This is a genomic window from Enterococcus sp. DIV1411a (genome assembly GCF_050531945.1).
Taxonomy (GTDB): Bacteria; Bacillota; Bacilli; order Lactobacillales; family Enterococcaceae; genus Enterococcus_B; species Enterococcus_B faecium.
The window spans coordinates 2331115-2343837 of record NZ_CP172892.1; the positions used below are offsets into that span (position 1 = coordinate 2331115).

A 12723-nucleotide genomic window follows, 5' to 3' on the forward strand; every position below is an offset into this window, starting at 1 on the left:
ATTGCTCCTTCCTACGCTGACAGATATTTTTGCTCACGCAACGCTTTGACAAACTTTTGGATTTCCTGAAGCCATACTGCTTCTTCCATTTGGTTGGGGATCGTCAAGCGTATCACCATCTGTTCTTTTTCAACGCCTAGACTGGCTTTTAGTTTTGTCGCTGTCAGTGCTTCGAATAACTGTTCCACACTATAGCGTTTTGTTCCAACTTTACTTAGAGTAAAGACTATATGCGCCTCCTGTTTCCTTATCGTTTCTAGGAGCGCTCGATCGCCATCCATTTTGATCTGCCCAATTGTCAAGAGATGTGCTACTTCTTCTGGATATTCTCCAAAACGGTCGAGCAGATCATCTTCTAGTTCATCTAGCATTTCTTGCGAATCAAGTTCACGAATTCGTTTATAGATCTCGATTTTCTGCCGTTGATCTGCCACGTATGTTTCAGGTAGATACGCATCGACACCGAGGTCGATCTCAACAGTGGTCTTCTCCACTTGACTATTCTTTCCTTGTTTACGAGAAACAGCTTCGCTTAGCATTTGAGAATACATATCGAAACCGACTGCATCAATAAATCCATGCTGCTGAGCACCTAAGAGATTACCTGCACCGCGAATGGAAAGATCACGCATCGCAATCTTGAATCCAGATCCCAGTTCTGTAAAATCTTTGATTGCCTGAAGACGTTTTTCACTGACTTCGTTAAGGATCTTCTGCTGCTCATACATAAAGTAAGCATATGCGACACGGCTGCTTCTTCCTACCCGCCCTCGCAATTGGTATAACGTGGATAATCCCATATAATCAGCGTTCTCAACGAACAACGTATTTGCGTTCGGGATATCTACTCCTGTTTCAATGATGGTTGTAGTGACAAGAACATCATACTGACCTTCAATAAATTCAAAAAGCGTATTTTCTAATTGCGCCTCTGTCATTTGCCCATGAGCATAACCGATCCGTGCTTCCGGAACGAGTTCTTGGATTTCTTCTACTTTTTGTTCGATCGTTTCTACCCGATTATATAAATAGAATACTTGTCCACCTCGTCCCATTTCTCGATGGATTGCTTCGCGAATAGCCCCAGGATTTTTTTCCATAACATATGTTTGGATCGGATAACGATTCGCAGGCGGTGTTTCGATTACTGAAAGATCCCGCACGCCTAACATCGACATATGCAAAGTTCTCGGAATCGGTGTTGCAGTCAGAGTCAAAACATCCACTTGTGCACGTAACTGTTTCAATCGTTCCTTATGTTTTACACCAAAACGTTGTTCTTCGTCAATGATCAGTAGACCCAAATCGCTAAATTCAATATCTTTTGACAAAATTCGGTGGGTCCCTACAACAATATCAACTTGACCTGTACGCAGTTGTTCGATGGTTTCTTTTTGTTGCTTTCTTGTTCTGAAACGACTTAATAGCCCGATATTTACGGGGAAACCTTCAAATCTTTCCAGCATCGTTTCATAGTGCTGCTGTGCCAAGATTGTTGTTGGAACTAAAAAGGCTACTTGTTTGCTTTCCTTTATCGCTTTAAAGGCCGCTCGAAGCGCTACTTCTGTTTTCCCATAACCAACATCACCTACGAGTAGTCGATCCATTGGTTTTTCTTTTTCCATATCCCGTTTGATCTCCGCTGCACTTCTCAACTGGTCATCAGTTTCAGAGTAGGGGAAGGCATTTTCGAATTCTTTTTGGTAGGCGTCATCAGGTCCAAAAGCATATCCTTTTTCTGACTCTCTTGCGGCATATAATTTGATTAGATCGTCAGCGATATCCTCGATTTTTGAAGAGACTTTTCGCTTGGTTTTCGTCCATTCACTTCCGCCTAGCTTATTGATGCGAGGCGCTTTGGCTTCAGAGGCGACATATTTTTGGATCAGGTTCAGTTGAGTAACAGGAATAAACAGTTTATCGTCGTTTTGGTACAAAATAGTCATATAGTCTTGGTGAACGCCATCTACTTCTAGCGTTTCCATCCCGATGTATTTCCCGATACCATGATTGGCATGGACAACGTAATCTCCTGCTTTTAATTCATTATAGCTTTTCAATCGCTCTGCGTTTGTTACTGTTTGACGTCTCGTTTGTTTTTTTGTTGTTTTTTGAAAAATTTCTTTTTCTGTGATAGCTACTATTTTTTCTTGAGGAAGTTCAAAACCAGCTTGCAAAGCTCCTTCAACTAATTGCACTTGTCCTCTGATCAATGCATTTTTTTCTGTTTCTACTACTAATATGTCTTCATCTCGAAGCATTTGTTCTGCTTTGCGTATCCTGTCCTTTGTCGGAATAAAAATCACAACAGTTTGCTTTTGCTTGCGCCAACGGTCCATTTCTGTTTTCAGCAATGGCATTTGTCCGAAGAACTGTTGCATCGTCCGATATTGAAAATTATGGATTGCTTGGAAGCGAAGATTTCCCATTCCTTTTTGAAAGAGCGAGAAAAAGGTTGTGGTGAACTTTTCCTTCTGCACGATTTTTTGTATATCTGCTGAAAATGTCTGCTCAGAAAACACCCGCAATTCGCTGATTTTTTGAGTCTGCCATTCTGCCGCTTCCCTTTCGATTTCCCGATTTGTTTCCATGATTCGCTGATAATCATCAACGACTAGTAAACTATTTGAAGGGAAATAATCCAAGATCGTCACAGATTCTTGGTAAAGAAGATCTGAGTAGAATTTTGCTTCTTCTGTCGGGACACCTGCTTGCCAGCTTGAAGTCAGCTGACCGAAGTAATCTTGCAAAAACTCGCGGTCTGCTTCTTCTGTGGTCGCAGCAAGCCGTTTTTCTAGCATTTTTTGCATTTGCTCTATTCCATGTTCTAGATCCTCTGGTCCGTAGACTTGTTCACTCGTTGGGGAAACCCAGATTTCTTCCGTTTTTTCGATTGAGCGTTGTGTTTCTGCTTCAAAATACCGCATAGAATCTATCTCTACATCAAATAGTTCTACACGAACAGGATAGGTTGTCGTTAACGGGTAAATATCGATAATGCTTCCTCGAATACTGAATTCTCCCGGTTTTGCGACCATCTCTTCTCGTGCATAGCCCATCAAAGTCAATTGGCGAGGAAGATCTTCCACGTCTATCTCATCACCAATATGCCAATTCAATTGCGCCTGTAGCCAAGTTTTCTTATTCGGCAGTCGCTTGTGCAAAGATGCGACTGGCAACAAATAGATACCTGCTTTTTTTTCTTGAAGTGCGTTAAGCGTTGCGACTCTCTCGCCTCGCGCTTCTGGAGAAGAAAAGGCCATTTCAGCAGAAAGCACTTCATCCACTGGAAATAAATGGATCTGATCTTGCGGAATCACATGTTGCAGATCTTCTGCTAACTGATTCGCATAATACAAATTTGGCATCAGAATAATCATGTTTTTATTTGTTTTCTTAAACGCTCGAGCAAATAGAAGTGTTTTCGCTGAGCCCGCTAATCCTGTGATTAGTTGTCTAGGCATTTTTTCTTCTAAATTGCTGACCCATTCTTTTACTTGCGGATCTTTTCCGACTAATTGAATAATATCCATTCCTTTTCCTCCTTCCTCAATTGAATCGATTCATCGCATCCACGAACGAATGCCCTTCTATGAGATATTCGACTGCTTTAACAGATTGACACATGCTTTCTTCTATCAAAGGCTGATTTTCTTTGCTGAAAGGACTAAGCACATGCTGGACTACTGTTTTTTTCCCTTCTGGCCTGCCGATTCCCACCTTGATTCGATCAAAGACATTCGTATTCAAATGGGAAATAATACTTTTGATACCGTTATGCCCGCCGGCACTTCCCTTTTGACGGAGCCGGATTTTTCCCACTGCCAGATCCAAATCATCGTAGATTACGACTAATTCCTCTGGATAAATCCCAAAATAAGTCATTAGTGGGCCGACTGCACGGCCAGATTCATTCATGAATGTTTGTGGTTTGACTAAAAGGATCTTTTCTCCATTATGAAAAAATTCGGCAACTTCTGCTTCGAACGGATTTTTTTTGAAAGTAGCTTGATGCTCGCGTGCAATTTTATCCACGACCATAAAGCCGATATTGTGTTTTGTATATTGGTATTTGGTACCTGGGTTTCCTAACCCGACGATCATTTTCATTTTTGTTTTCCACCTAATTCTAAAAAGCAGCACAAAAGGCTGGACTGCTAATTAGCGGTCCAGTCCATCGAGCTTTTTTCTTTTTTATACTTGTCAATGCATAGTATAACACAAAACAAGGCGTTTCGGCTAAAAGAGAATCGTTAATAAATGATAAAGAAATTAAAAATTTCTTCAAAGTTTAATGAAATAATTGATATATAAAAATAGTGAAATAACGCACATGTAAGCTTTTACATATAATACAACCTTGTTATCTGTTATATTTTATAGCCAAATAGCGTGACATGGGGCTTGAGAAATGTTAGCATAAGCATGGGAAAAAACAAATCAATGGAAGGATTGATACTAAATGACTGCAGCTGCAGAAAAAAAAGATCATCAAAAAGTTATTCTTGTTGGAGACGGCGCCGTAGGTTCTAGCTATGCCTTTGCTCTAGTTACTCAAAATATCGCTCAAGAAGTAGGTATCGTGGATATCAATACTGCTAAAACTGAAGGAGACGCAATTGACTTGTCTCACGCTTTGGCATTTACTTCACCTAAAAAAATCTATTCTGCTACTTACGCAGACGCACATGATGCTGACTTAGTTGTTATTACAGCTGGTGCACCACAAAAACCAGGTGAAACTCGTTTAGACTTAGTAAACAAAAACCTAAAAATCAACCGCGATGTTGTCACACAAATCGTTGAATCAGGATTTAACGGTATCTTTTTAGTTGCCGCTAACCCAGTAGATATTTTGACTTACTCAACTTGGAAATTCTCAGGTTTCCCTAAAGAACGCGTAATCGGTTCAGGTACCTCTCTTGACTCAGCTCGTTTCCGTCAAGCACTTGCGGAATTAGTTGACGTTGATGCACGTAACGTCCATGCTTACATCTTAGGTGAACACGGAGATTCAGAATTCCCAGTTTGGTCACATGCAAATGTTGCCGGCTTGCAAATCTATGAATGGGTAAAAAACAACCCAGAAATCGATGAAGAAGCTATGGTTAACCTATTCTTTGGCGTACGTGACGCTGCTTACACAATTATCGAGAAAAAAGGCGCTACTTTCTATGGTATCGCAGTAGCATTAGCACGTATCACTCGTGCCATCTTAGATGATGAAAATGCTGTTCTTCCTTTATCAGTATTCATGAATGGCGAATATGGATTGAACGACATCTACATTGGTGCACCTGCTGTTATCAACCGTCAAGGTATCCAAAAAGTAATCGAAATTCCTTTAAGTGACAGCGAGCAAGACCGTATGGCTGCTTCTGCTAAGCAATTAAAAGAAATTCTAGATGAAGCTTTTGCTAAACTAGACGCTGAATAATCTTTGAACATGACGGAAAACATCTATTCGGTGTTTTCCGTTTTTTTATTTTATCACCCTTATGGTTTCTAAATTTTTTCATAAAGTAGAGATAACCTTCGTCTTTTCCTCTAAATTATGCTATCATGAGACCGTTCCACCCTAAACTTTTACTTAAGGAGTTGTCGATATGACAAGATCTTCGCATCGAAAAAAATCGAAACATGTTGCTTTGCTTTCAGCTCTTGGTGTTCTCTTAGTGCTGATCAGCTTTTATACCTATCGCAGTACATACTACACAAAGCATTTTTTGCCGAATACAGAAATAAATGGAATAAATGTCAGCAATCTAACAGTCGAAAAAGCAAATGAAAAATTAAAAGAAGCTTATTCTGATAAAAAACTGGCTATTAAAGAAGATGGAAAAGTCTGGCAGGAAGTACCAAAATCCGAGCTCGGCTACAAAGATGATTTCACTTCGGAGCTTTCTCCGATCCTAAATGAACAAAACGGATGGACTTGGGGAATGACTTATGTCTCAGCGGCAGAAAAACAAGAAATAGATCCTGTCAGTCAAAACCACCAAAAACTAGACACTACCGTTCAGACATTGACAACTAAGCTGACTGATTTGAACAAAGACCGGACACCTACTACTGATGCAACGATCGAAAAAGCAGGTGACTCTTTCGTTATCAAGCCTGAAGTCAATGGAAATACGATCGACGTCGATGCTGCGGTCAAACAATTAAAAAGTGCGGTAAACTCTGGTAAAGATACAATTGAATTGACTGAATTCAAAGAAAAACCAAAAGTAACATCTGAAGACAGCTCACTGAAAGAACAACTCGCATCCATGAATGCTATCGCAAATGTAAAAGCTACTTACAGTATAAACGGCGAGACTTTCCAGATCCCATCAAGTGATATTATGAGTTGGCTGACCTACAATGATGGAAAAGTCGATTTAGATACAGAACAAGTACGTCAATATGTAACAGATTTAGGCACAAAGTATAACACAAGTACGAATGACACAAAATTTAAAAGTACAAAAAGAGGAGAAGTTACGGTCCCAGTTGGCACTTACAGTTGGACGATCCAAACAGACAGTGAGACAGAAGCATTGAAAAAAGCGATTCTGGCAGGCCAAGATTTTACTCGTTCACCCATTGTGCAAGGTGGCACAACCGCTGATCATCCATTGATCGAAGATACGTATATCGAAGTTGATCTGGAGAACCAGCATATGTGGTATTACAAAGACGGAAAAGTGGCCCTTGAAACAGATATCGTTTCCGGAAAGCCAACTACACCTACACCTGCTGGAGTCTTCTATGTTTGGAATAAAGAAGAAGATGCAACTTTAAAAGGAACAAATGACGATGGAACACCTTACGAGAGTCCGGTAAACTACTGGATGCCGATTGACTGGACAGGTGTTGGTATCCACGATTCAGACTGGCAACCTGAATACGGTGGAGACTTATGGAAAACTCGCGGTTCACACGGCTGCATCAACACCCCACCAAGTGTAATGAAGGAATTATTCGGGATGGTCGAAAAAGGAACGCCTGTATTGGTCTTCTAACAAAAATAATATATAAAAAGAAAGCACCCGTACGATTGGTACAGGTGCTTTCTTTTTATTATCTAACAATGTGCTACTTACATTTCAGCAGCAGTAAAGACTTCTGAAACATCATCATCGTCTTCTAGCTTATCTACTAGACGTTCCAATTGCTCTTTTTGTTCCTCATTTAAATCAATCGTCGTTTGTGGAATCATCGTCAATTCTGCTTGCGCCAAAGTGAACTCTTTTTCCAACTCATCTCGTACAGCAGCAAAATCTTCTGGTGCAGTATAAATCTCGAATACTTCAGGAGAAGTTTGCAGATCTTCTGCCCCCGCCTCTAATACATCCTCAAACATCGTCTCTTCATCAACAGTCAACCCATCGCGTTCAATAGCGATATATCCTTTGCGGTCAAACAAGTAACTGACTGAACCCGTTTCTCCCAGTGATCCACCGTTTCGAGTAAAAGCTACTCGGACATTTGTCGCTGTCCGATTACGGTTATCTGTCAATGCATGGACTAAGATTCCTACTCCACCCGGACCATATCCTTCATACGTGATTTCATCGTAATTCGTTTCATCTACGGCACTCGTAGCCTTTTTAATCGCCCGTTCCACATTGTCGTTAGGCATATTTGCAGCTTTTGCTTTGTCCACAACAAGCCGCAAAGCTGGATTCATAGATGGATCAGGACCGCCTGCTTTAGCTGCCATATAAATTTCACGAGAAAGTTTCTGAAAGACTTTCCCTCGTTTTGCATCTTGGGCATTTTTTCTTCCTTGGATATTATGCCATTTACTATGTCCTGACATGATTTTTCCTCCCTTGTTCTTTTGAGAATACACTTCTATTCTAGTACTATTTCACAAAAAAACAAAGCCACAGCCAATCTATAAACGCTTCTTGAATGCCGCAAAAAGCACACATAATATCACAGCAGTCAGAGCACCGATCGAATCCAACATGACATCTTGGAACATAGGTGTTCGTCCACCGGTCATCATCTGATGGAATTCGTCCAAACCTGCGTACCCTGTTGCTGAAAGCCAAGCAAGGATCGCTGTCAGCCACCAAATTTTTAGTTTGGGGAAAACACCTAAAAACAAGCTGCCTCCCAAAATAAAATAGGTACCGAAATGTGCGCCCTTCCTTAAAAAGAACTCTAAAAATTTGGCGTAGCCCAGATGGTCGATACTCACCATACTTCCACCATAATTAAAACGTATACCCGCTAATGTGTCTTTAAATGGCTGATTAGGCAGCCAGCTTTCTAATCGCGAAACTTGTGATTGCTGTCCGTAAGTTTGAGAAGAACTGTAAAATAAGATTATAACGACTATCAGTGCGATTACTAAATAAATATTTCCGTTTTTCATTTGTTTTTTTGAAGAATTCATAAGTCACCTCTGTATTTTATCTTAGACTTTTTTTGAAGAAACAACAATCATTTTCATAGAGACTTCTTCCATAAAAAAGTGCTATACTTAATTTTGTATTACAATATGAAGGGAGTTTTTTCATGAGTTATTCATTAAATTGGAATCTAGATTCTATTTTTTCCGGAGGCAGTCATTCTGATGCTTTGAACCAACGGATGAAGCAATTGGAAGACCAAATGAACGAGTATTATCACCGCGTAACAAAATGGTCACCTAGTTCTGACAATGCAGAGCAGTTAAACGCTATTCTTCAATTGCAAGAAACGATTACGAATGGCTTTACCCAATGCAGCAGCTATATTACTGCATTGCTTTCTGCCAATGTCAATGATTCAGATGCAAAGGTCTTATCGGGCAAGCTTTACGCAATGCTGCCTCGTCTGCAATCAGCCGAAACTGTATTGTCAAAGAAATTTGCAGAAATATCTGACAATGATTGGAATCAGATGCTTTCTCAATCTTCGTTTGAAACAATTGCTTTTCGTTTAAACGAGATTCGTCGTGATGGCTCACAATTATTATCAGAAGCTGAAGAAAACATTATAAATACGCTTTCTTTAGATGGTCTAAATGCTTGGAGCAGTCATTATGATACGATTGTAGCCAGCATTTCGATTCCCTTCGAACAAGATGGTCAAGTAGTCGAATTATCTGCTGGACAAGCCTTCAATAAGATGATGGGCGATCCAGATCCAAAAGTCAGAGAAACACTTTTCGCAGCATGGGAAGAAGCCTGGAAAGAAAAGGCACCCCTCTTCACGGATACTTTGAATCATTTAGATGGTTTTAGACTTTCTGACTATGAACTTCATGGTGTCACAGATTTTCTACAAAAACCATTAGAGTACAATCGGTTGAAGAAAGAAACATTGTCTGTCATGTGGGATACAATCCAGAAAAACAAACAGCCCCTTGTTGATTACTTGACTAGAAAAGCTAATCTTTTCGGTAAAGAAAAAATGGAATGGCAAGATCAAGATGCACCTATTATTTTAGGCGATTTGAAAGAAAAAACCTTTAGTTTTGACGAAGCAGCAGCATTTATTATCGAAAACTTTAACAAATTCAGTCCAAAAATGGCTAAATTTGCCCAATCTGCTTTTGAAAAGAGCTGGATCGAAGCAGAAGATCGTCCTGGGAAACGTCCTGGTGGTTATTGTACTGAGTTACCAGAAACAAAAGAATCAAGGATCTTTATGACCTACAGTAATTCTGTTAATGAGGTTGCGACACTTGCTCATGAACTAGGACATGCTTTCCATAGCAGCACGATGTGGGATTTACCTTCTTTAAATCGCGAATATGCCATGAATGTCGCAGAAACAGCAAGTACATTCGCAGAACTGATCGTAGCCGATGCTACATTAAAAGTTGCAAAAACAAAAGAAGAAAAAATCAATTTGCTAGATACAAAACTGCAAAATGCTTTAGCTATGTTCATGAATATCCATTCCCGATTCATTTTTGAAAATCGATTCTATGAAGCACGGCAAGAAGGATTAGTCTCAGAAGATAAGATCACAGAGATGATGGTTGAGGCGCAAAAAGAAGGCTATCAAGGAGCTTTAGCTACTTACCACCCATATTTCTGGGCTGCAAAATTGCATTTCTTTATTGATGACGTACCGTTTTATAACTTCCCATACACATTTGGCTACCTCTTTAGTTTGGGCATCTATGCTTACGCCAACCAAAAGGGAGCAAATTTTGAAGAAGAATATATCCATTTACTACGCGATACTGCCTCAATGACGACGGAAGATCTTGCGAAGAAACATTTGAATGTCGATCTTACCCAACCAGATTTTTGGCAAGCAGGTATCGACATGGTGACTGAAGATATCCAAACGTTCATGGAATTGACAGAAGAATTTATCTGATTTCTATTTTATCACAATAAAAAAAGAGTTAGTCCAGAATGGGCTAACTCTTTTTGATTAATCATTCTTACATGCTGACAGCAAAGTCAGGGGCAAACCATTGAACTGAACCAACTTTTACGCTTTCGCCTGGTTGAGGAGCATGGATATATTGTCCTCCGCCTAAAGCAATCGCTACGTGGTAAGTTCCGCCTTGTGATCCCCAGAATAACAAGTCTCCAGCTTTTGCTTGAGAAACTGAAATTTTTGTTCCAGCTGATTCTTGAGGAACTGTCCAACCACCGATGTCACGACCAGTTACTTGCATGTAAACATAGCGTGTGAACCCTGAGCAGTCAAAGCCACTTGGATCTTTACCGCCCCAAACATATGGAGTACCAATATATTTGTAAGCTTCTGCTACGATTGCTGCACCATTCACACTTCCAGAAGGAGCTGGAGCAGGTGTTACAGGTTTTGGTTGTTCAGGTGTTGGTGTTGGCGTTGGAGCCGGAGTACTACTTCCTGTGCCGTTTCCTGTATCAACACTTTGATCTGTTGATGGTGTTGTTGGCGCAGGTGTTGTTGATTCTTCTGTTGAAGATTCAGGTACAGTTGTTGATTCTTCTGTTGTTGAAGATTCAGGCACTGTTGTTGATTCTTCTGTTGCTGAAGATTCAGGCGCTGTTGTTGATTCTTCTGTTGCTGAAGATTCAGGCGCTGTTGATTCTTCTGTTGAAGATTCAGGTGTTGTTGATTCTTCTGTTGCTGAAGATTGTGTAGCTGATGATGATTCTTCAGTCATTGAAGATTGTGTAGCTGATGATTCTTCTGTTGCTGAGCTTTGTGCAGTAGATGAAGCTTGAGTAGCTTGTGCTTGTGCTTCAGCTTCTGCTTGTTCGCGTGCTTCTTTTTCAGCTTTTTCTTGTGCAGCTTGTTGACGAGCTTGTTCTGCTAGACGTTGTTGTTCACGAATACGAGCTTGCTCTGCTTCAGCTTCAGCTTTTTGACGGTTCAAGTCAGCTTTCTTGTCTTCAGCAGTTGCTTGTTCAGCAGCTAATGAAGTTTTCAGTACGTTCAAATCAGCTTGTTTAGATAAAAGATCGCCTTTTTGAGATTCCAAAGCAGCTTGGTTTTCAGCTAATTCTTTTAGTTTAGCATCGTTTTCAGCTTTTTTGTCTTCTACAGCTTTTTTATCTTGTTTTTGTTGTTCCATCAAGTCGTTGTTTGCTTTTACCATCGTTGTCATTGCTTGAACGCGTCCAATAGCATCTGCTAATGAATCAGCATTCAATACAGCATCGATGTAGTTTGAGCTTGTGTTGCTTACTTGTGCTTCGCGTGCTTGTTTTTGGATTGTATCTTCACGTTTTTCAATACGTTCTTGTAAATCTGCAATGTCTTTTACTAATTGTGCAGATTCTTGACGCAATGTATCTTGTTTTGCTAATAGGTCTTGTGCTTGTGTGTTGATTTCAGAAACTTGGCTTTCTAAGGCATCGATTTGTGATTGTGCATCTGCTTGTTGATTTTTCAAGTCTGCAATCTTTTGATCTTGCTGTTGTATCTGAGAATCAAAATCGTCCGCCGCGGCAGCGATCGGTGATGCTACGGCAGTCAAGGTCATTGAACATACCATTACTGCTGATATTAAACTCTTTTTCACTCTTCATTCCTCCGACTGGCTTAATTTAATAAATATCTAAATATATTTAAGTCTTTCTTAACGATACAAAAATTGTACCATAGCAGTATGTCAACGATATAATAGTTATGTTACAAAAATGTTTCAAAACAACTTTTAAAAATGACAAAACTGTTCGTTTCAGAAAATGATCATGAAAAAGCCGCGTTAAGTCTAGCATTTCTTAAGATAACAACGATTCTTTTTCGCTTTCGACCTAAAAATAAAAAAAGAAATTATTCATCACTGAATAATTTCTTAAATGGAAAAATGAATAATACAAATATAATCATGTTCAACAGCAGTGTAGGTCCTAAAAACCTTGTAATAAAATACGTGTTATTTACTACTGCTAATTTAAAAATCAACTGGACCACCATCGTAAACAATTCATAACCCGTGACAAAGATGATCATACTGAAAAATTCAGTAAAGATGTTGACATGGATAACGTCTTTCATTACATACATCAACCATACAATTAAAGGGAGAGCTACTGCATAGATACCGATAACGCCAATATAGTAAGCGTCATAGATAGCCCCGAGAACAATCGTGGTAATCAGTAAATAACGTTTTTCAAACGCCATACTGCAACATAATAATGCCAATATCAGAAAGTGGGCATTTGACATATAGGTGCCTTTCGACCACTCCCCTAGCATTCTTGTTAAATGACCATCTATCAACATCAAAAAGAACAAAACGATTGGCAGATAGTACTTCATTGTTTCTTTCTTCAACAT

9 protein-coding genes are annotated in these 12723 nt (G+C 39.7%); 3 read left to right on the top strand and 6 right to left on the bottom strand.

The features are described from left to right. Positions 1 to 11 precede the first annotated feature (11 nt). Together mfd and pth are read right to left on the bottom strand one after the other, a co-directional pair. Complete coding sequence (gene mfd / locus IGJ87_RS11355) at positions 12 to 3533, bottom strand: transcription-repair coupling factor (protein WP_002338734.1); 3522 nt, start codon at positions 3531 to 3533, stop codon at positions 12 to 14. Positions 3534 to 3549: 16 nt separating this feature from the next. Beyond that, on the bottom strand, positions 3550 to 4110 hold the full coding sequence (pth, locus tag IGJ87_RS11360; protein WP_002287401.1) for an aminoacyl-tRNA hydrolase: 561 nt from the start codon (positions 4108 to 4110) through the stop codon (positions 3550 to 3552). 352 nt (positions 4111 to 4462) lie between these two features. Here pth and IGJ87_RS11365 point away from each other — a divergent pair, with 352 nt between their 5' ends. Both IGJ87_RS11365 and IGJ87_RS11370 read left to right on the top strand, forming a co-directional pair. Next, on the top strand, positions 4463 to 5437 hold the full coding sequence (locus IGJ87_RS11365) for an L-lactate dehydrogenase (protein WP_002287399.1): 975 nt from the start codon (positions 4463 to 4465) through the stop codon (positions 5435 to 5437). A gap of 169 nt (positions 5438 to 5606) precedes the next feature. After that, positions 5607 to 7007: a L,D-transpeptidase family protein gene (locus tag IGJ87_RS11370; protein WP_002298179.1), complete on the top strand. Its 1401-nt coding sequence runs from the start codon at positions 5607 to 5609 to the stop codon at positions 7005 to 7007. 77 nt (positions 7008 to 7084) lie between these two features. Here IGJ87_RS11370 and IGJ87_RS11375 read toward each other — a convergent pair whose 3' ends face one another. Together IGJ87_RS11375 and IGJ87_RS11380 are read right to left on the bottom strand one after the other, a co-directional pair. Further along, the gene (locus IGJ87_RS11375; protein WP_002287391.1) at positions 7085 to 7807 is read right to left on the bottom strand and encodes a YebC/PmpR family DNA-binding transcriptional regulator; all 723 of its coding nucleotides are present in this window, start codon (positions 7805 to 7807) and stop codon (positions 7085 to 7087) included. Positions 7808 to 7885: 78 nt separating this feature from the next. Next, positions 7886 to 8392, bottom strand: a complete 507-nt coding sequence (locus tag IGJ87_RS11380; RefSeq protein WP_002287389.1) for a VanZ family protein — start codon at positions 8390 to 8392, stop codon at positions 7886 to 7888. Positions 8393 to 8514: 122 nt separating this feature from the next. Here IGJ87_RS11380 and IGJ87_RS11385 point away from each other — a divergent pair, with 122 nt between their 5' ends. Then, entirely contained in the window at positions 8515 to 10314 is a 1800-nt protein-coding gene (locus IGJ87_RS11385) for a M3 family oligoendopeptidase (protein ID WP_002328221.1), read from the top strand. Positions 10315 to 10381: 67 nt separating this feature from the next. Here IGJ87_RS11385 and IGJ87_RS11390 read toward each other — a convergent pair whose 3' ends face one another. After that, complete coding sequence (locus IGJ87_RS11390) at positions 10382 to 11959, bottom strand: PcsB-like coiled-coil domain-containing protein (protein ID WP_002338733.1); 1578 nt, start codon at positions 11957 to 11959, stop codon at positions 10382 to 10384. Between the two features lie 254 nt (positions 11960 to 12213). Continuing rightward, positions 12214 to 12723 (bottom strand): rod shape-determining protein MreD, encoded by a 510-nt coding sequence (mreD, locus tag IGJ87_RS11395; protein ID WP_002287385.1) that lies wholly within the window; start codon positions 12721 to 12723, stop codon positions 12214 to 12216.